We start from the raw sequence: 19,497 nt of genomic DNA on the forward strand, positions 1-19,497 counted from the left end.
TTTGGGGGGTGGGGAAAATAGACAGGTGGTGGGTGGGGGGGGGAGAACATTCCTTTTGTGGAGGCCAGAGGGGGGGTTTTGTGGTGTGGGACAGGGGGGGGGGGGGGGGGGGGGGGGGGGGGCCCTTTCCCTCCCTCCGCGCTCCATCCGAGCCCCTCCAGGAGACTTCATGACGACCGCCTCGCAGACGACGACGTGGGACGAGCGCGCCACGATCGCGCAGAACAGCCTCGATCACTTCTTCGGCGCCGGCGAACCCCAGATGCTTCACAACAGCCACCCCGCGGGCGATGACTCCACCTTCAACTACTGGTGGCTGGCGCACCTCCTCGATGTCCGCATCGACGCCTTCGAACGCACCGGCGACGCCGTCTGGCTCGAGAAGGCGGAGGCGGTCTACCGCAACGTGCTCGAGCGCAACGGCGGCTCCCTGTTCAACGACTACTTCGACGACATGCTGTGGTACGCCCTCGCGATTCTCCGGCTGTCCGACGCCTCAGGGAACGAGGGCTACCTGGCCGAGGCCGAGAGCATCTGGACGCACGTCGTGGAGCACGGGTGGAATGACACGATGGGGTCGAGCGTGGCGTGGCGCAAGCAGCAGCTCTACTACAAGAACACCCCCGCCAACGGCCCCTTCGTCATCCTCTCGGCGCGGCTGTTCCGCCGCCGCCAGGACAGCCGCTACCTCGACTACGGCCTCACCGCCTACCGCTGGCTCGCTCAGACGCTCGTGCGCCCGGACGGGTTCGTCGAGGACGGCATCAACCGGGAGGAGACCGGCGAACTCGACCGGCACTGGCGCTTCACCTATAACCAGGGACTGTTCGTCGGCGCGGGCGTCGCTCTCTTCGAGGCCACGGGCGAGCGCCGATACCTCGATGACGCGGCGACGACGGCGGTGACGGCGTTGCGGGAGCTGGCCGATGACGGGATCTTCCGGCAGGAGGGCGCCGGCGGGGACGAGGGGCTGTTCAAGGGTGTCTACTACCGCTACGTCGGCACGCTTCTCGAGCACCTCGATCGCGCGGGCGATGCCGCGGGCACCCTCGAAGGGTTCGTCCGCAGCAGCACCGACGCGTTGTGGCGCAACGCCCGCGTGGACCCGTGGCTTCTCCCCGGCGACGACTGGTCCGCATCCGCGCCCGGGAAGGTGGACTTCTCCACTCACCTCAGCGCGATCATGGCACTGGAGCTGCGGGCACGACGCGAGTCGCTGATGCTAGATTAAATATGTTCATTGGGGAGGACGGGGACCCGGATGGTTGCTCTCTACCAGAAGGTCTTCGACGACCTTCGCGCGGCGATCGAGCGAGGCGACTATCCCATCGGTCAGCGGCTGCCGTCGGATGCGGAGCTGACCGAGAAACACGGCGTGAGTGTCATCACCGTGAAGAAGGCGCTCGATCTGCTCCGTAACGACGGATACATCACCCGACGCCCTCGGGTCGGGACGATCGTCATCAGCGACGTCGCCACCGCCGCCCCGGCCTCGCACTCCCTCACGCATCCGCTCATCGGGTTGATCGTGACCAACTTCGACGACACGTTCGGCACGCGCATCCTGGGCGGGTTGCTGGATCGCGCGAACGCCAGCGCCAACCTGCTGGTCAAGCGGAGCCTCGGCGATGCGTCGGCAGAGGACCGACTCATCCGAGCGCTCGTCGACGGCGGGGTCCGCGCGCTCATCCTGCAGCCGAGCTCGTCGGTGTACATTCCGCCCGCCGTGCTCGAGTTGGTGACGAAGGACTTTCCGGTCGTGATCCTCGACCGCGGCTTCGACGGGGTGCCGGTATCGACGGTGTGCTCCGAGAACATCGCCGCCGGTCAGCAGGCGACCGAGTATCTCTTCTCGCTCGGCCATGAGCACGTGGGGCTCGTCAGCTCCGACAGCACCGTGTCGACCCTCCGTGAACGCCGCGATGGCTACGTGAAGGCGCACGCCATGCACCACATCCCCCACGACGATGCGCTCGTGTTCGACCTGATCCACTCCACCACCCCGGGCAGCACGATCACCCCGGCCGAAGACGTGGATCATCTCGAGACCTACCTCCGCGATCATCCGGACGTCACCGCCATCGTTGCGACGGAGTACTACATCGCAGCGATGCTGCGGGTCGCGGCGGGGCGGATGCAGCGGCGCATTCCCGAGGACCTGTCGATCGTCTGCTTCGACCACCCCGATGCCTTCTACGACCCCGCCCGGTATCGGTTCACCCATATCCGCCAAGACCAGGAGGGCATGGGGGAGGCTGCGGTCGACCTGGCCCTCGGGCTCATCCGCGATCCCCGCGAGGTGCGCAAGGTCACCCTTGCCACCGAGCTGGTGGTCGGTGAATCCACCGCCTCGTTGCCGGGCGACGAGACCTGACCCCGAATCGCGACCGTTACAGGTGGTCGACGACCGCCGAGGCCAGGCCGGTGTAGGTCGCGGGGCTGAGGGCGAGGAGTCGTTCCTTCGCCGCGTCGCCGATGTCGAGGCCGTGGACGAACTCGGCGAGCTCGGTAGCGCCGACGCGGCGCCCCCGAGTGAGGTCTTTCAGCAGCGCATACGGGTCGGTGATCGACGACCGGCCGGCGGCGATCTCGGCGCGCACGACGGTCTGGATGGCCTCGGCGAGCACCTCCCAGTTGGCGTCGAGGTCGGCCAGGAGCACGTCCTCGGCGAGGGAGATCTCCCGCAGGCCCCGCTCGAGGTTGTCGAGGGCCAGCAGCGAGTGCCCGAAGGCGACGCCGATGTTGCGCTGCGTCGTCGAGTCGGTGAGATCCCGCTGGAGGCGCGAGGTGACGAGCGTCGAGGCGAGCGTGCCGAACAGCCCGCCGGCGATCTCGAGGTTCGCCTCGGCGTTCTCGAAGCGGATCGGGTTGATCTTGTGGGGCATCGTCGAGGACCCCGTGGCCCCGGCGACCGGGATCTGGCGGAAGTACCCGAGCGAGATGTAGGTCCACACATCCGTGGCGAGGTTGTGCAGGATGCCACCGGCATGGCGCACGCGGTCGTAGAGCTCGACCTGCCAGTCGTGCGATTCGATCTGCGTCGTCACCGGGTTGAAGCCCAGCCCGAGCGAGACGATGAACTCCTGCGACACGGCGGGCCAGTCCACCCCCGGATCAGCCGCCAGATGCGCCGACCAGGTGCCCGTGGCCCCCGAGAACTTCGCCAGGTAATCGGATGCGGCCACCTGAGCGGCGACGCGGCGGAGGCGCCACGCGAACACGCCGATCTCCTTGCCCATCGTGGTGGGGGTCGCCGGTTGGCCGTGGGTGCGCGCGAGCATGGCGGCATCGCGGTGCTCCACGGCCAGCGCTGCCAGCGCGTCGGTCACGCCGTCCAGCTTCGGCAGCCACACCCGGGTGACCGCGCGCTGGACGGTCAGGGCGTAGGCGGCGGAGTTGACGTCCTCGCTGGTGAGGGCGAAGTGGGTGAGTTCGGCCACGGCGTCGAGCCCGAGGGAGGCGAGGCGATCGCGCACGAGGTATTCGACGGCCTTCACGTCATGCCGGGTGATGGCTTCGCGCTCGGCGAGCCAGTCGATCTCCGCCTGGCCGAAGTCTCGGTACAGCGCCCGCAGCCGCCCCTTGTCGTCCTCGGACAGCGGCGACGTGCCGAACAGCGACCGGTCGGTGAGGGCGATGAGCCACTCCACCTCCACCTCGACGCGCGCGCGGTTGAGCCCGGCCTCGGAGAGGTAATCGGCCAGCGCGGAGACGGCGACGCGGTAGCGGCCGTCCAGGGGGCTGAGCGGCTGCGGGGGAAGCAAGGTCACGGGTCTCCCGTCGGGTCGCTTTCGGGCGCCAGGGCGTCAGACGGCGGAGCGGATGGCGGGCTCGAGCTGGCGGAACAGCGCGCGGCTCGCGCCCTCGATCATACCGAGCACGTCATCGAACATCGCCGGGGACCCGTAATAGGGGTCGGGGACGTCCAGCGACTTGGCCGACGAGTCGAACGACATCAGCAACGCGATCTTGTCGGCGTCGCCCTCGCTGCGAGCCCAGCCGCGCAGCACGCGCTCGTGACTGTGGTCGAGCGCGACCACCAGGTCGCTGGAGTCGAAGTCGCTCGAGGTGAACTGCCGTGCGCGGTGGCGTGATCCGTCGTAGCCGCGGCGGGCGAGCGCCTCGAGGGTGCGGGTGTCCGCGCGCTCCCCGACATGCCAGTCCCCGGTGCCCGCCGACGACGAGGCCACGTGCGTGCCCAGGCCTGCAGCATCCACGAACCACCGGAAGACGACGTCGGCCATGGGCGAGCGGCAGATGTTGCCGCTGCAGACGAACACCACGCGGAACGGCTCTGTCGCGCTGGCAGTCATCCCCTTATTCTGTCGTCGCTGACCGGTCCTGCACAGGCCGAGTTGTCGAGCCCCTTTCCACCGGCCGCCGTTCGTCGCCGTCCTCCGCCCCGCGAGCGGGGCACCGTGGTCGTGTGACGACGCCTCCCGCCCTCGACCCCTTCACGCTGGCCGGCGCGGCGACGGTGGAGGAGGTGCTGTGGATGGTGCGCGCCGCGCGCAATCGCATCGACGCGTTGACCGTGCGCACCGGTCGTGTCGCCGATGCGGTGCAGTGGCAGGCGCCGTCGGCGCGGGCGTTCCGCGAGCGCGCGGACGACCTCGAGCGGGCCGTGCGTTCCGCTCAGGCGTATGCCGATGACGCGGTCGACGGGTTGCGGCGAACGCAGGCTCGCCTCCTCGCCGGAACGGCGGCTCCGTGAGCGATCTGGTGATCCGCGACGGCGGGGTGGTGGAGGTCGACACGGCGTCGCTCCGCGCGGCCGCGGGCCGCCTTCGTGACGTCGCCGGCGAGGCCGAAGAGATCACCGCGCTGCTGCGAGGCGTGCCCGAGCGTCTCTCCGGCATCGCCGGTGCCCCTCCGATCACCGAGCTGCTGACGGTGAGCGGCGTCCTCGGCGATGCCGCTCAGCTGGCCGCCCACCTCGCCGCCGCGGTCGACGAGGCAGCAGACCTGTACGAGGCCGTCGAGGTGCTGGCCCAGCGCGCCGCAGCGGTGGCGGCCGGTGATGCCACCGCCGCTTCGCGTCTGGACGACCGGATCGCGGCGGCCCAGTGGGGGCGTCCGGAGCTGTGGTTGCGCGCTCGCGACGTGCTCGAGAGCGCCGGCGACCGCGGTGACCTCGAGTGGCAGGCCTGGGTCGGCTCCCGCGGAGCGGACATGCTCCTCGCCTCGATCGTGCCGTTCACCGTGGCAGCCCTCGGGTGGAGCGTCGACGCGTTGCGGCTGGGGCCGGTCGGCGCTCGTGAGCGGCTGGCCGGTGCGGGTGAGCCCGTCGCCCTCCGGCGGACGCCTGTGGCAACGCCCTCGCCGCCGGCCACGCTCGCGGAAGCGGCGGCCCGCGTTCCCGGCGGCGGAGACACCCGCGTGCGGGTGGAGCGTTACACGATGCCCGATGGCGGGCGGCAGTTCGCCGTCTACATCGCCGGAACGCAGTCGATCGCCGGAACCGACCCGTTCGACGTGCGCTCGACCGTGCAGCTGTACGCCGGTGAGCGCTCCGCCTCGTACCAGGCCGCGCTCCGCGCCCTCGAGGACGCGGGCGCTGAGCCGGGCGACGTCGTCCATGCGTTCGGGCATTCGCAGGGCGCGATGGTGGCCGAGAGGCTGGCGCTGGAGGGACAGTACGAGACCCGCACGCTCGTCTCGTTCGGGTCGCCCATCCAGGCCGAGGTCGGTGCCGACACGCTCGCGGTCACCGTCCGGCACACCGACGACCCTGTCGCGGCGCTTCAGGGCGGCGGCCACCTCCTGCCGGTGGGAGCGGCGGGGAGCTTCGTCGTCGAGCGCACCGCCGACCCCCAGCCGGGGGTGCGTGACCTCACCCTTCCCGCCCACCACATGACGGCGTACGCGGAGACCGCAGCGCACGTGGATGCCTCCGATGATCCGCGTGTGGCGGAGCTGCGAACCGTGTTCGCCGGACTGGCCGAGGCCGAGCGCGCCGTGGCGTGGGACTATGCCGCGGAGCGGGTCAGTCCGCCCGGCTCGGGCGGAACAGAGCACCCAGGATCGCATTGATGATCGTGATGAGGAGCGCGGCGACGACGCCCCACCAGAAGTGCTCGACGCGCAGGCCGAAGTCCCACAGCTGGGTGATCCACGCGGTCAGCCACAGCAGGAAGCCGTTGATCACCAGCGAGATGAGCCCCAGCGTGAGGATGTACAGCGGGAAGGCGAGCACCTTCAGCACCGTGCCGATGATGCTGTTCACCACGGCGAAGATCGCGCCGACCAGCAGCGCGGTCAATGCCACCTGCAGCCACTCCCCCGGGGGGAAGGCGACGAGGCGTACCTGCAGCACGGAGATGAGCGAGACCACCCAGATCGCGAAGGCGTTGATGATCACGCGGACGATGAAGCGCACGGGCCCACTATGCCAGAGCGGGCGCGAGGCGCCCAGGTGCCGCGGCTAGGCTCAACGGGTGACCGTCGACGACGAGGCGCCCGTCCTCCCCCGCATCCGGCCCGAGATCGCGTCCCTTCCGGTCTATCGGCAGGGCAAGCAGGCCGGGGCCGACGCGTTCAAGCTGTCCAGCAACGAGAACCCGTTCGACCCGCTCCCCGGGGTGCTCGAGGCGGTGGCATCGGCGGGCGCGCTCAACCGCTACCCGGATGCCATGGCCTCGCAGCTGCGCGAGCGACTGGCCGCCCGCTTCGGAGTCGCCGTGGAGGCCGTGCACGTGGGGGCGGGAAGCGTGTCGGTGATCGCGCAGTTGATCCTCGCCGCGGCCGGTCCGGGCGACGAGGTGATCTACGCCTGGCGGTCGTTCGAGGCGTATCCGACGCTGGTGAACGTGGCCGGAGCGACCGCGATCGAGGTACCCCTCACCGACGACGCCCGCCACGACCTGCCCGCGATGGCCGCGGCGGTCACCGAGCGCACGCGGGTCATCCTCGTGTGCAGCCCGAACAATCCCACCGGCCCGATCGTCACCCACGACGAATTCGCCGCCTTCCTCGACGCCGTGCCCGCGGATGTCATGGTCATCCTCGACGAGGCCTACGCCGAATTCGTCACCGATCCCGACGCCGTCGACGGGATGCGGGTGCTCGGTCTTCTCGGGCGGCCCAACGTCGTGGCCCTGCGGACCTTCTCGAAGGCCTTCGGACTCGCCGCCCTGCGCATCGGTTACGCGATCGGGCACCCGCGGGTGCTGGATGCGGCGCGGGCGACCATGATCCCACTGTCGGTCACAGCCCAGGCGCAGACCGCGGCCCTCGCCAGCCTCGATTCGGAAGATGCCCTGCTGGAGCGGGTCCGCATCATCACCGAACGCCGCGACCGCCTCGCGGCAGGCCTTCGGCAGGCCGGGTGGCGGGTGCCGGAGGCGCAGGGCAACTTCGTGTGGCTGCCGGCCGGCGCGCACACGGAGGAGTTCGCCACGGCCTTCGGCGCCGAAGGACTCGTCGTGCGTCCGTTCGCCGGCGACGGGCTGCGGGTGTCGGTGGGCGAAGAGGAGTCTGTGGACAAGGTCCTACGGGTCGCAGCATCCGTTGTCGAGACCCTCCCAGAGGGCCACCCAGGCCGCGGGCTAGCGTAGAACCGTGACAGGGCCCGAATTCACCGGAGCGCACGACGACCCGCAACTGGTGCGCGTGCTGGCCGCCGACGGATCGCTGGCGCCCACCGCCGCCGCCGAGCCGTACCGCGATGTCGTCGACGCGCTGAGCGACGCCGAACTCGAGCAGTTCTACCGCGACATGGTGTCGATCCGCGCCTTCGATCGCCAGGCGACCAACCTCCAGCGGCAGGGCCAGCTGGCCCTGTGGCCGCCCAGCTGGGGCCAGGAGGCGGCCCAGGTGGGGTCGGTGCGAGCCGCCCGGCCACAGGACCACCTCTTCCCCTCGTACCGCGAGCACGTCGTCGCGCAGGTGCGCGGCGTGGATCCGCTGCACATCCTGCGCCTCATGCGCGGCCTCACCCACGGCGGCTGGAACCCGTTCGACCCCGCCAACGGCAACACGCACCTGTACACGCTCGTCCTCGGGGCGCAGACCCTCCACGCCACCGGGCTGGCGATGGGGCTGGTCTTCGACGGCAAGTGCGGTACCGGCGACGCCGACCGCGACGAGGCCGTCATCGTGTACTACGGCGACGGAGCATCCAGCCAGGGCGACGTGCACGAGTCGATGGTCTACGCCGCCAGCTTCCGCGCCCCCGAGGTCTTCTTCCTCCAGAACAACCAGTGGGCGATCTCGGTTCCGGTCGCGACCCAGTCGCGCTCGCCGCTCTATCGGCGCAGCGCAGGCTACGGCATCCCGAGCGTTCAGGTGGACGGCAACGACGTGCTGGCCAGCTACGCGGTCACCAAGGTCGCGCTCGATGAGGCCCGCGGCGGCGACGGCCCCCGCGCCATCGAGGCGATGACGTACCGGATGGGCGCGCACACCACCAGCGACGACCCCACGAAGTACCGCACCTCCGATGAGGAGAAGTCGTGGGCGGGGCGGGACCCGATCGTGCGCATGCGGGCGTTCCTGGAGGGCCGCGGCGCGTCCACGGCGTTCTTCGAGGAGGCGGATGCGGAGGGCCAGGCACTCGCCGACGACATCCGCACCCGCACGACGAACGCGGCGACGACCCTCGACCCCGAGCAGATCTTCGCGAATGTCTACTCCGCTGCGCACCCCCTCGTCGACGAGCAGCGCCGGTGGCTGGCCGAGTACGAGGCGTCGTTCGAACAGGGGGCGTCATGAGCAACGAAATGCCGCTGGGCAAGGCCCTCAACGCGGGACTGCGCCGCGCCCTCGAGGAGAACGACCGCGTCCTCCTGATGGGCGAGGACATCGGCCCGCTCGGCGGGGTCTTCCGGATCACCGAGGGGCTGCAGGCCGACTTCGGCCCGCAGCGCGTCGTCGACACGCCGCTGGCCGAATCGGGCATCGTCGGCACCGCGATCGGCCTGGCGATGGGCGGATTCCGGCCCGTGTGCGAGATCCAGTTCGACGGATTTGTCTTCCCCGGGTTCGACCAGATCACCTCCCAGCTGGCGAAGATCACATACCGGCATGAGGGCGCCCTGCAGATGCCGGTGGTCATCCGCATCCCCTACGGCGGGCACATCGGCGCGATCGAGCATCACCAGGAGAGCCCAGAGGCGTACTTCACGCACACACCCGGCCTGCGCGTGGTGAGCCCCTCGACCGCGCATGACGCGTACTGGATGATCCAGGAGGCGATCGCCTCGCCCGATCCGGTCATCTTCCTCGAGCCGAAGGCGAAGTACTGGCAGGAGGGCGAGGTCGACACGACCGCGCCCGGGGCGTCGCTGCACGAGAGCCGGGTCGTGCGGCGCGGGACGGATGTGACCCTCGTGGGCCACGGCGCCATGGTCACGACGCTCTTGCAGGCCGCCGCGCTCGCCGAGGGCGAGGGAACCAGCTGCGAGGTCATCGACCTGCGGTCGCTGTCGCCGGTGGACTACGGCCCGATCCTGGACTCCGTCCGACGCACCGGCCGGATGGTCTACGCGCAGGAGGCGCCGGGGTTCACGAGCCTCGGAAGCGAAGTCGCCGCGACCGTGGCCGAGCGGGCCTTCTACTCCCTGGAGGCCCCGGTCATCCGGGTCTCCGGCTTCGACACCCCCTTCCCGCCGGCGAAGCTCGAAGCGGCGTACCTGCCCGATGCCGACCGCATCCTCGAGGCCGTCGATCGCGCCCTCGCCTACTGACCCGTCCGGCCATGCGCGCAGATCCGGCCACCCGCGGGCATAACTCCTGCAGAATCGACGCAGGCGCCCGCGAAGACGCCCCCGGCGGGGTTTTTCCGCCGCACTGCAGGAGCACGACGTGATCGAAAGGACGCTCCGATGAGCACCCAGACCTTCCTCCTCCCGGACGTCGGTGAAGGCCTCACCGAGGCCGAGATCGTGTCGTGGCGCGTCGCTCCCGGTGACACCGTTGCCGTAAACGACGTACTGGTGGAGATCGAGACGGCCAAGTCGCTCGTCGAACTCCCCTCGCCGTTCGGGGGCACCGTCGGCGAGCTGCTCGCTGCCGAGGGCGACACCGTGGATGTCGGCGCCCCGATCATCACCATCGCGGATGCGCCGGACGGGGGTTCCGGCGACGGACCCGCTCCCGCCGCCGCCACGGTTCCCCAACCCACCGACCCCGGTGGGGCGGTGCTCGTCGGCTACGGCACCGGCGGGACCGCGCAGTCGCGCCGCCGGCGCCCCGCTGAGCGGCCGGTCGCGGCATCCGTCGGCGTGGTGGCCAAACCTCCGATCCGCAAGCTCGCCCGCGACCTCGGCGTCGACCTCGCGGCGGTGACGCCCAGTGGCGCCGCCGGGGAGGTCACGCGCGAGGACGTCGTGAAGCAGGCGTCGCAGGCGAGCGTCTTCCGCAACCTGGAGACGCCGGAGTGGGGTGCCGTCCGCGAGGAGACCATCCCCGTGCCTGCCCAGGCTCCTCCCGCGCCGGCTGCTGCGGCCCCCGCCGCCCCGGCGTCCGCCGCCGGGGCCAGGAACGACGCAGCAGGGAACGCCGCCGCCGGGAACGATGCCGCCGGGAAGGATGCCCGCGAAGAGTCCATCCCCGTCCGCGGTGTCCGCAAGGCCGTCGCGACGGGCCTCGTGCGCACGGCCTATTCCGCCCCGCACGTGTCGGTGTGGACCGACGTCGACGCGACGCGGACGATGGAACTCGTCAAGCGGCTGAAGGCCTCGCCCGACTTCGCCGACGTCAAGGTCTCCCCGCTGCTGATCATGGCGCGTGCCGTCATCTGGGCCGTCCGGCGCACGCCGATGGTGAACGCGGCCTGGGTCGACGGCGACGACGGTGCCCAGATCCGGCTGCACCACTACGTCAACCTCGGCATCGCCGCAGCCACTCCCCGCGGGCTCCTGGTTCCCAACATCAAGGACGCGCAGGACCTCACGATGCGCGAACTCGCCCGCGCGCTGCAGAAGCTCACGACCACCGCGCGCGAGGGCAAGGCGACACCCGCCGACCAGCAGGGCGGCACGATCACGATCACCAACATCGGCGTGTTCGGGATGGATGCGGGAACCCCGATCATCAACGGCGGCGAGGCCGGGATCGTGGCCCTCGGCACCATCCGGCAGAAGCCGTGGGTGGTCGACGGCGAGGTGCGCCCCCGCTGGGTCACGACCGTGGCCGGATCCTTCGATCACCGCGTGATCGACGGCGACGAGATGAGCCGCTTCATCGCCGACGTGGCCTCGATCCTCGAGGAACCCGCGCTCCTCCTCGACTGACCCGCCCGCCCCCGCCCGCCGCCCGCCCCCCACTGACCGCGAGAATCCATCCTCCCGGCGAGAATGCCGCATCCGACCGGATTCTCGCCGCCCACGTGGATTCTCGCGGCTCAGGGACCGGGGGCGGATGGGACGGGTGAGAACGGTTATCAATAGCCGGTAGGGTGGAGCGCATGATCCGTTCGCGCTTCGCGCTCGTCGCCGTTTCCGCTCTCGCACTCGCCGGCTGCGCGAGCACCACCGCGGAGACGGATGACGGTGTGGTCCGGGTCGTGGCATCCACCAACGTGTACGGGCAGATCGTCGAGGCGATCGGAGGGGATGCGGTCGAGGTCACCTCGATCGTGACGTCGGCGGGGCAGGATCCGCACTCGTTCGAGGCCAGCGCGCAGGACCAGCTGGCCGTCAACCGCGCCGACCTCGTGCTGGAGAACGGCGGCGGCTACGACGGGTTCGTCGACGGGCTCATCGACGCATCCGGAACCGACGCGCACGTCATCACCGCCGCCGAGTACTCGCACGACTGGCCGGGCAACGCCGGTCACGGTGCAGAGTCCGACGAGGATGCCGCGGGGGACGAGCACGACCACGGCGACCACGAGCACGTCGAAGGCTTCAACGAGCACGTCTGGTACGACCCGCATACGGTGGTGCACGTGGCCGAGGCGGTCGCCGACGAGCTCACCGCGCTCGTGCCCGACAGCGCCGCCCACATCGCCGCCAACCTCGAGGAGTTCGCCGGCGGGATCGCCGGCCTCGAGGACTCCCTTGCCGCGATCGCGGCCACGGATGCGGGAGCGAAGGTCTTCGTCACCGAGCCGGTGCCGCTGTACCTGGCATCGGCCGCCGAGCTGGAGAACGTCACCCCCGAGGCGTTCACCGAAGCCGTCGAGGAGGGGCAGGACGTTCCTCCCGCGACTCTTCTGGAGGCCCTCGATCTGCTGGCAGCCGGCGACGTCCGGGTCGTGATCGCCAACGCGCAGACCGGCGGACCCGAGACCGAAGAGGTGCTTCTCGAGGCCGAAAGCGCCGGCATTCCGGTCGTGGAGTTCGCGGAGACGCTGCCGGAGGGTCAGACTTACCTTTCGTGGATGGACGAGAACGTCGCGGCACTGGCCGGCGCGCTGGAGCGGTGAACTCAGAACGACCGCTCGAGATCCACGGTGCAGCTCTCCGGCGCGATGGTCGGACGCTCTGGAGCGGCCTCGACCTCGAGGTGGAGCCCGGCGAACTGATCGCGGTCCTGGGACCCAGCGGCTCGGGCAAGACCACCCTCCTTCGCGCGATCCTGGGCCTGGAGCGGCTGAGCGCGGGTAGCATCTCGGCGCTGGGCGCGCCGGTGCGCGGGGCGGGCAACCGCGGGATCGGATACATCCCTCAGCAGCGCCCGCTGCCAGCCGAGACGGCGCTCCGAGGTCGCGATCTCGTCGCCCTCGGGGTGAACGGTCACCGCTTCGGGCTGCCGATTCCGCGCCGGGGCGACCGTGCCCGCACCGAAGCGCTCGTGACCGCGGTCGGAGCCGAATCCTTCGCCGATCGCCCCGTCGGCTCGCTCTCCGGTGGTGAGCAGCAGCGACTGCGCGTGGGGCAGGCGCTCGCCGACGAACCGCGGCTGCTGCTGTGCGACGAGCCGTTGACGAGCCTGGACCTCGCCAACCAGCAGGCCGTCGTGCGCTTGATCGACAAGCACCGTCGGGAGAACGACGCCGCGGTCCTCCTGGTCACGCATGACATCAATCCGGTGCTCGGCAAGGTCGACCGCATCCTGTACATCGCCGGGGGGCGGTTCACCCTCGGACGTCCCGATGACGTGCTGAACTCGCGCGTGCTCACCGAGCTGTACGGAGCGCCCGTGTACGTCCTGCGCGCCGGCGACCGCCTCGTGGTGGTCGGCGCACCCGACGCGGAAGCGTCGCACCACCACCATCACGAGGGCGAGCACTGATGGCCGGCGAGGTGTGGGACGCGCTGTTCGGCGGGCTGCCCGACTACGGCGCCATCCTCGCGCTCGTATCCAACTCGGTCATCGCCGGTGCGATCCTGGGGCTCGTCGGCGGCCTCATCGGCGTGTTCGTGGTGCAGCGGGACATGGCCTTCGCCGTTCACGGCATCAGCGAACTGTCGTTCGCCGGAGCCGCCGCCGCGCTTCTGCTCGGGTTCGATGTGGTCACGGGCTCCATCGTCGGTTCGCTCGTGGCCGCCGCGCTCATCGGATGGCTCGGAGCCCGCGCGCGCGACCGCAATTCGATCATCGGCGTGCTGATGCCCTTCGGCCTGGGCCTCGGCATCCTTTTCCTCTCCCTCTACAACGGCCGCAGCGCGAACCGGTTCAGTCTGCTCACGGGACAGATCGTGTCGGTGCAGACCGGGCAGCTCGGCTGGCTCATCGCCATCGGCGCGGTGGTGCTCGTCGCTCTGCTGCTGATCTGGCGTCCGCTGCGATTCGACTCGCTCGACCCGCAGTCGGCAGCGGCTCGGGGCGTCCCGACCACGGCCGTATCCCTGACCTTCATGCTGCTGCTCGGTCTCGTCGTCGCCGTCGCCGTGCACATCATCGGAGCGCTGCTGGTGATGGCGCTGCTGGTCACCCCCGCCGCTGCGGCCATGCGCATCGCGTCCGGGCCGCTCTCGGTCCCGGTCCTGGCCGCACTCTTCGGGTTCGTCTCCGCGGTCGGCGGCATCCTCCTCGCCGTCGCGGGCACTCTCCCGGTGAGCCCCTACATCACGACCATCTCCTTCGTGATCTACCTGGTGTGCCGTGCGGTCGGCGGCCGCCGCGGCCGGGTCACGCGCACCGCCTGACGCCTCCGCCCGCCCACTCGCCTCTCCACCCACCCACCTCACCGCCCACCCGCCCGCCCACTCGCCTCTCCGCTCACCCGCCCACCCGCCCACTCGCCTCTCCACCCACCCGCCCACCCGCCTCTCCGTCCCGCGCCCGGGCGGCACAACTGCGGAGATCGTGGGGGACGCGCCGCACGGAATGCCGCGGGGCCGGTGTGTCGCGGACCGTCTCCGCCGCTGTGCAGCCCCGCGGCGGCGGCCGCGCCGCGGCGCCGGCACCCGCACTCCGCCCCGCACCCGGGTAACTCCGCCCCCGGCCCCCGGCCCCCGGCACGCGCACCCGACGTTCCGCCTCTCCGTCCCGCGCCCGGGCGGCACAACTGCGGAGATCGTGGGGGACGCGCCGTGTGGGATGCCGCGGGGCCGGTGTGGCGCGGACCATCTCCGCCGTTGTGCATACCCGCGGCGTCGGCCCCGGACCACCCGCACCCGGGTAACTCCGCACCCCGCACCCGCCCCCGGCACCCCGCACCCGGGCAACTCGGCACACCGCACCCGCACGGGCACCGCGCCCCCGGCCCCGGATCCACCCGGGGTCCGCTCAGGGCGCGCGGGTAGGATTTCGGCATGGTTCAGCGCAATACGTGGCAACGCGAACGCGTTCGCGAGGCGCTCACCGACGCCCGCGGGTTCGTGAGCGCGCAGTCACTGCACGCTGCCCTGCGCGATGAGAACACCGGCATCGGACTGGCCACCGTCTATCGCACTCTCGCCGGCATGGCCTCGCAGGGTGAGGCCGATTCGCTGCAGAGCCCGGAGGGCGAGAACCTGTTCCGCGCGTGCACGTCCGCCGGACACCATCACCATCTCATCTGCCGGTCGTGCGGGCTCACCGTGGAGATCGCCGCCACCGACGTCGAGCAGTGGGCGCGCCAGACGGCCGCCCAGCACGGGTTCACGGACGCGGAGCACGTCGTCGACATCTTCGGCCGGTGTGCGTCCTGCGCACAGGCGGCTCGCGAGAAGGCGTGACGCAGCTCCGGCCCGGCCCCGTCCGGCAGCGCGTGCCCGGTCGGGCCACGCCCTGGCTCGGCGCGGGAATCGCCGTCGTCGCCGCGCTGTTCGCGATCGACGCGTTCGCGCCGTCGCTGTTCGCCGATGCCCTGCCCACGCGCGCTCAGGACGGCCTGACGCTGGCCCTCAGCGTCCTCATCGAGGCGCTGCCCTTCATCGCCCTCGGTGTCGTGCTGTCCGTGGTCGTCCAGGTGTGGATCCCCGCCGGCGTGATCGAGCGGTGGATGCCCCGCCGCGCGTGGGCGCGGAGGGCTGTGCTGTCGCTGCTCGGGATGCTCTTCCCGGTGTGCGAATGCGGCAACGTCCCGTTCGCACGCGGCCTGATGATGCGCGGGTTCTCCGTGTCCGACACCCTGACGTTCCTCATCGCCGCCCCCATCGTCAACCCGATCGTGATCCTGACGACGCACGCGGCTTTCGGATGGAGCGACGGGATCCTCATCGCCCGCCTGGTCGGGGGATACCTCGTGGCGAACCTCCTCGGCTGGCTGTACAGCCGCCACCCCGACCCCGACGCGCTGGTGACCGATCGCTTCCGGCAGACCTGCGCCCTCGTCGTGGCCGAACCGGGCGGCAAGGGCCGGCGGAGCCTCGCGCAGTTCATCGTCGAGCTGCGCGCCGTGATGCCGGCGCTGGTCATCGGCTCTGCGCTGGCGGGAGCGGTGCAGGTCATCGTTCCCCGTTCGGCGCTCCTGGCGATCGGGTCCGACCCCGCCCTGTCGATCGCGACGATGATCGTGCTGGCCATGGTGGTGTCGATCTGCTCGAACGTCGACGCGTTCTTCGCGCTGTCGTTCGCGTCGGCGTTCACCCCGGGGTCGCTGGTGGCGTTCCTGCTGGTCGGGCCTCTCGTGGACGTGAAGATGCTGGCGCTGCTGCGCACGACCTTCACCACCCGCGTCCTCGTCGGCGTGACCGTGATCGTCGTGGCCGCCGCCTTCGCACTGGGAACGGTGGTGAACCTCCTTGCCTAGCGTCGCGACCCGTTCCCTCACGACCCGCTGGCTGGGTGTGGGGCTGTCCGCGTGCCTCGCGGTGATCACGATCGCGCTCGCCGTCACCGGACGGCTCGCGCTGTACATCAACCCCGACTCGTCCTGGTTCGCCGTTCTCATGGCCGTCGTCGTGCTGATCGGCGCCGTCGCGAGCTTCGCTCTCCCCCTGGGGGCGGAGGACGACCACGGCCATGATCACGGTACGGATGCGGCGGCCCTGAGCACGGCCGGTCCCCAGGTGCTCGGCGACGATGCGCACCCCCCGCGCGCCGGTGGATTCGCGCTCGCCGCATCCGCGACCGGCGGGATCCTCGCATCCGGTGTGGTCGTGGCGATGCTCGTCACCCCGGCCGCATCGCTGTCGGCGGAGCTGGCGATGTCGCGTGACGTGGGAACGGCCCCGCTGTTCGCCGGTTCCGACGTCGTCACCCTCGCCGCATCGGGCGACAGCTCGCGCTTCGGCGTGGGGGAGTGGGCCGGCATCTTCTCCTCGGCGACCGACCCCGACCGCTTCGACGGCGAGCCGGTGACCCTGACCGGCTTCGTCACACCGGGCGACGGCGGAGATTTCGCGCTCACCCGCCTGGTCATCACGCACTGCGTGATCGACGCGCAGTCGGCCACCCTGCCGGTGTCCTTCACCGCGCGCCCGCCCGGCACGGGGCAGTGGGTGACCGTTTCCGGCACGGTCCGATCGGGCTCCGACGGTGCGCTGCGCGTCGAGGCCGACGAGGTCACGCCCATCGAGGAGCCTCAGGATCCGTATGAGTACTGACTCCCGGCGTGCGCGGTCGCAGCATCGCCGCGGCCGGAGCTTCCTGGCCGCCTTCGCCGCGGTGCTCGGCACGCTCATGCTCGTGTCCGCGGCCGGCGCGGCCGTCACGGTCGGGCAGGGGCCGCGCGTGACCGACGTCCAGGTCGATCCGGCCGCGGCCGTTGCCGCCTCCGGCTCCCGCGTCATCCTCACCACCACGCAGTCGCTGCGTGAGGTGGACGCGGATCAGGTGGAGGTCGAGCCGGCCACCCCCTTCACCGTCGACACGTCCGGGCGGAGCATCGGCGTGCGGTTCACGCTGCCGCTTCAGGATGACGCCGACTACACCGTGCGCGTTCGAGGGGTGCAGGGGCTCGGGGCGGGCCCCGCCGCCACGATCGAGGAGACGTTCCGCACGCCCCCGCTCGAGGTGTTCCTCCTGCAGCGCGACTCGGGCGACGGCGACACGATCTACCGCACGAACCTCCCCGGCGACGAGGCGGCCGCGGTGTTCTCCCATCCGCACATCGAGGACTACCGGGCAACCGCGTCGCACCTCGTCGTCTCCGTGCTGGAGGGCGATCGGGCCGCTCTCCTGGTGGTCGACCCCGCCAGCGGCGAGGCACGTCACCTGCCCCTCCCCGGTGACGGATTCGTCTCCGGCCTGCAGTCCGCCGACCGCGGAGAACGCATCGGGTACACCTACTCCGATGCGTCCCTCGGCGCCGACGGCGGCCGCGAGAGTGTGCTGTTCACGGCATCGCTCGCCGAGGGTGCGGCCGACCAGGCCCCCCGCGAAGTGCCCCTGCCCGGGGACGACGCCCGGGTGGGGGAGTGGCGGTTCGTCCCCGACACCGACAGCATCCTGGCGCTCACGTTCGACGGGCGGCTTCTGCTGGCGACTCCGGACGGGGCGGATGCGACGCCGCTGGGCTCCGCCCTGGCGATCGAAGGCATCGCGCGGGGATCGTCCGAAGCGGTCATCGAACGAGCGGAGGGGATGGCGGTGCTGGATCTCACCGATGGCACCGAGCGGCCGCTGGTGGAGCCGTCCGAGGACGTCGGCATGCCCGGCACCGTGACGCCGGTGCCCGGTGAGGGCGCCGGGACGATCCGCGCCGCCGCGCAGATCGATGCCTCCAGCGCGCTGGTCTCGACGTCGGTCGTGCACGTGGCCGAGGACGGCGCCGTGCAGACGCTCCTGACGCTCGGCTCCGCCGACGCCCTCGTCCAGACGTGCGTGTCGCCGAGCGGGCGCTACGCCGCACTGCTGGTCGCCCTTGACGCGGCGGAGAACCCGTACGACCGGTACCGGCTGCCGATGCCCGGGCGCCTGGAGACACGGGTGGTCGAGATCGGTACCGGTGACGAGGTGACCGCGCTCGGTGGATTCGGCGTCTCGTGGTGCCAGGGGCCCTCGTCATGACGTATCGCCCGGTCACCCGCACCGAGCTCGCCGGTCTCCCCGTCGACGTCGCCCCCCGTCTGCTCGGTGCGCTGCTGACCACGCGCATCGGTGACGACACCGTCGTGGTGCGGCTGAGCGAAGTCGAGGCCTACCACGGGCTCGGCACGGGCGAGGTGGGAGACCCCGGCTCGCACGCCCGGAGCGGCCCGACACGGCGCAACGCCACGATGTGGGGCGAACCGGGCCGTCTGTACGTGTACCTGAGCCACGGCATCCACTCCTGCGTCAACGTCGTGTGCGGCCCCGAGGGCGTCGCCGGCGGGATCCTGCTGCGCGGCGGCGAAATCATCGAGGGCGAGGAGGCTGCAACCCGGCGCCGCCTGGAGCGCCGCGGTGTCGTGCGGTCCTCGCGCGACCTCGCCCGAGGACCCGGACGCCTCGGGGATGCTGTCGGCCTACGGCATTCCGACCACGACGGCATCGACGCGGTCACCGGAGCGCCGCAGGCCGGCGCCACGGCTCGGCTGGAGGTGCTCGCGGACCCGATCGCCGAGGTCGCGACGGGCCCCCGCGTCGGGGTCGCGGGCGTCGCCGGCACCGCAGTGTTTCCGTGGCGCTTCTGGATCGCCGGAGACCCGACCGTATCGCCCTTCCGATGGGGACGCGGGGCGGCGGAGGCGGCCGTGCTAGACTGACTGTTTGTCTGCGCGCACTCCAGCGCGTAGTTCGTGCCCCTCCTCATGCCGAACCGGGAAATCCGGTCTCTCAGCGTGTCGAAGGGTGCAGACAAGGGATCTTGGGTGGGGCCGTCCGGCTTCACGGTACAGAAGGAGACATCACCATGGCAGCAGTGTGCCAGGTGACTGGAGCGGTTCCCGGCTTCGGTCACAACATCTCGCACTCGCACCGCCGGACGAAGCGCCGCTTCGACCCGAACGTGCAGAAGAAGACCTATTTCGTTCCGTCGCTGGGCCGCAACATCAAGCTCAACGTGTCCGCTAAGGGCATGAAGGTGATCGACGCGCGCGGCATCGAATCGGTTGTCAAAGACCTCCTCGCGAAGGGTGTGAAGCTCTAATGGCGAAGAAGTCCCAGGACGTCCGTCCGATCATCAAGCTGCGCTCGACCGCCGGCACGGGATACACCTACGTGACGCGCAAGAACCGCCGCAACAACCCTGACCGCATCGTGCTGAAGAAGTACGACCCTGTCGTGCGCAAGCACGTCGACTTCCGAGAGGAGCGCTGA

General features: G+C 70.8%; 21 protein-coding genes. 18 read left to right on the plus strand and 3 right to left on the minus strand.

What is annotated here, in order from left to right; all coding sequences use genetic code 11:
• Positions 1-169: 169 nt before the first annotated feature.
• Positions 170-1,231: a glycoside hydrolase family 76 protein gene (locus AC2DGY_RS00005; RefSeq protein WP_484507647.1), complete on the plus strand. Its 1,062-nt coding sequence runs from the start codon at positions 170-172 to the stop codon at positions 1,229-1,231.
• Positions 1,232-1,261: 30 nt separating this feature from the next.
• A complete protein-coding gene (locus AC2DGY_RS00010; protein WP_484507648.1) occupies positions 1,262-2,374 on the plus strand; it encodes a GntR family transcriptional regulator in 1,113 nt (370 codons plus the stop codon).
• A gap of 16 nt (positions 2,375-2,390) precedes the next feature.
• Here the strand turns inward: AC2DGY_RS00010 and purB are convergent, their stop codons facing one another.
• Both purB and AC2DGY_RS00020 read right to left on the minus strand, forming a co-directional pair.
• Positions 2,391-3,770, minus strand: a complete 1,380-nt coding sequence (gene purB, locus AC2DGY_RS00015) for an adenylosuccinate lyase (protein WP_484507649.1) — start codon at positions 3,768-3,770, stop codon at positions 2,391-2,393.
• Positions 3,771-3,806: 36 nt separating this feature from the next.
• Complete coding sequence (locus AC2DGY_RS00020; protein WP_484507650.1) at positions 3,807-4,313, minus strand: low molecular weight protein-tyrosine-phosphatase; 507 nt, start codon at positions 4,311-4,313, stop codon at positions 3,807-3,809.
• A gap of 113 nt (positions 4,314-4,426) precedes the next feature.
• Between AC2DGY_RS00020 and AC2DGY_RS00025 the strand changes: the two genes are divergently transcribed.
• Positions 4,427-4,714 carry a hypothetical protein gene (locus tag AC2DGY_RS00025; protein WP_484507651.1) on the plus strand — a complete coding sequence of 96 codons (288 nt, stop codon included), beginning with the start codon at positions 4,427-4,429 and terminating at the stop codon, positions 4,712-4,714.
• Positions 4,711-6,033, plus strand: a complete 1,323-nt coding sequence (locus AC2DGY_RS00030; RefSeq protein WP_484507652.1) for a hypothetical protein — start codon at positions 4,711-4,713, stop codon at positions 6,031-6,033. Before AC2DGY_RS00025 ends, AC2DGY_RS00030 begins: the two co-directional genes overlap by 4 nt.
• Here the strand turns inward: AC2DGY_RS00030 and AC2DGY_RS00035 are convergent.
• Positions 5,987-6,379 carry a phage holin family protein gene (locus AC2DGY_RS00035; protein ID WP_484507653.1) on the minus strand — a complete coding sequence of 131 codons (393 nt, stop codon included), beginning with the start codon at positions 6,377-6,379 and terminating at the stop codon, positions 5,987-5,989. The two genes, AC2DGY_RS00030 and AC2DGY_RS00035, sit on opposite strands and share 47 nt — an antisense overlap.
• A 58-nt stretch (positions 6,380-6,437) precedes the next feature.
• Between AC2DGY_RS00035 and AC2DGY_RS00040 the strand changes: the two genes are divergently transcribed.
• The 14 genes from AC2DGY_RS00040 to rpmG all read left to right on the plus strand — a co-directional run bounded on the left by AC2DGY_RS00040 (position 6,438) and on the right by rpmG (position 19,497).
• Positions 6,438-7,556, plus strand: a complete 1,119-nt coding sequence (locus tag AC2DGY_RS00040) for a histidinol-phosphate transaminase (protein WP_484507654.1) — start codon at positions 6,438-6,440, stop codon at positions 7,554-7,556.
• Positions 7,557-7,560: 4 nt separating this feature from the next.
• Positions 7,561-8,712 carry a thiamine pyrophosphate-dependent enzyme gene (locus tag AC2DGY_RS00045; RefSeq protein WP_484507655.1) on the plus strand — a complete coding sequence of 384 codons (1,152 nt, stop codon included), beginning with the start codon at positions 7,561-7,563 and terminating at the stop codon, positions 8,710-8,712.
• Positions 8,709-9,686 (plus strand): alpha-ketoacid dehydrogenase subunit beta, encoded by a 978-nt coding sequence (locus tag AC2DGY_RS00050; protein WP_484507656.1) that lies wholly within the window; start codon positions 8,709-8,711, stop codon positions 9,684-9,686. The genes AC2DGY_RS00045 and AC2DGY_RS00050 overlap by 4 nt, the downstream gene beginning before the upstream one ends.
• A gap of 138 nt (positions 9,687-9,824) precedes the next feature.
• Positions 9,825-11,234, plus strand: a complete 1,410-nt coding sequence (locus AC2DGY_RS00055; RefSeq protein ID WP_484507657.1) for a dihydrolipoamide acetyltransferase family protein — start codon at positions 9,825-9,827, stop codon at positions 11,232-11,234.
• Between the two features lie 173 nt (positions 11,235-11,407).
• Positions 11,408-12,370 carry a metal ABC transporter substrate-binding protein gene (locus AC2DGY_RS00060; protein WP_484507658.1) on the plus strand — a complete coding sequence of 321 codons (963 nt, stop codon included), beginning with the start codon at positions 11,408-11,410 and terminating at the stop codon, positions 12,368-12,370.
• Positions 12,367-13,179, plus strand: a complete 813-nt coding sequence (locus tag AC2DGY_RS00065; protein ID WP_484507659.1) for a metal ABC transporter ATP-binding protein — start codon at positions 12,367-12,369, stop codon at positions 13,177-13,179. Before AC2DGY_RS00060 ends, AC2DGY_RS00065 begins: the two co-directional genes overlap by 4 nt.
• On the plus strand, positions 13,179-14,036 hold the full coding sequence (locus tag AC2DGY_RS00070) for a metal ABC transporter permease (RefSeq protein WP_484507660.1): 858 nt from the start codon (positions 13,179-13,181) through the stop codon (positions 14,034-14,036). The genes AC2DGY_RS00065 and AC2DGY_RS00070 overlap by 1 nt, the downstream gene beginning before the upstream one ends.
• A gap of 609 nt (positions 14,037-14,645) precedes the next feature.
• Positions 14,646-15,050: a Fur family transcriptional regulator gene (locus AC2DGY_RS00075; protein WP_484507661.1), complete on the plus strand. Its 405-nt coding sequence runs from the start codon at positions 14,646-14,648 to the stop codon at positions 15,048-15,050.
• A gap of 32 nt (positions 15,051-15,082) precedes the next feature.
• The gene (locus AC2DGY_RS00080; protein WP_484509952.1) at positions 15,083-16,066 is read left to right on the plus strand and encodes a permease; all 984 of its coding nucleotides are present in this window, start codon (positions 15,083-15,085) and stop codon (positions 16,064-16,066) included.
• Entirely contained in the window at positions 16,059-16,862 is an 804-nt protein-coding gene (locus AC2DGY_RS00085) for a TIGR03943 family putative permease subunit (RefSeq protein ID WP_484507662.1), read from the plus strand. The genes AC2DGY_RS00080 and AC2DGY_RS00085 overlap by 8 nt, the downstream gene beginning before the upstream one ends.
• Positions 16,852-18,267: a hypothetical protein gene (locus tag AC2DGY_RS00090; RefSeq protein ID WP_484507663.1), complete on the plus strand. Its 1,416-nt coding sequence runs from the start codon at positions 16,852-16,854 to the stop codon at positions 18,265-18,267. The genes AC2DGY_RS00085 and AC2DGY_RS00090 overlap by 11 nt, the downstream gene beginning before the upstream one ends.
• Positions 18,264-18,944 carry a DNA-3-methyladenine glycosylase gene (locus AC2DGY_RS00095; RefSeq protein WP_484507664.1) on the plus strand — a complete coding sequence of 227 codons (681 nt, stop codon included), beginning with the start codon at positions 18,264-18,266 and terminating at the stop codon, positions 18,942-18,944. Before AC2DGY_RS00090 ends, AC2DGY_RS00095 begins: the two co-directional genes overlap by 4 nt.
• Positions 18,945-19,090: 146 nt before the next feature.
• Positions 19,091-19,327 carry a 50S ribosomal protein L28 gene (gene rpmB / locus AC2DGY_RS00100; protein ID WP_168913235.1) on the plus strand — a complete coding sequence of 79 codons (237 nt, stop codon included), beginning with the start codon at positions 19,091-19,093 and terminating at the stop codon, positions 19,325-19,327.
• On the plus strand, positions 19,327-19,497 hold the full coding sequence (gene rpmG / locus AC2DGY_RS00105; protein ID WP_165140426.1) for a 50S ribosomal protein L33: 171 nt from the start codon (positions 19,327-19,329) through the stop codon (positions 19,495-19,497). The genes rpmB and rpmG overlap by 1 nt, the downstream gene beginning before the upstream one ends.

The organism is Microbacterium sp. Z6_144 (assembly GCF_057197625.1).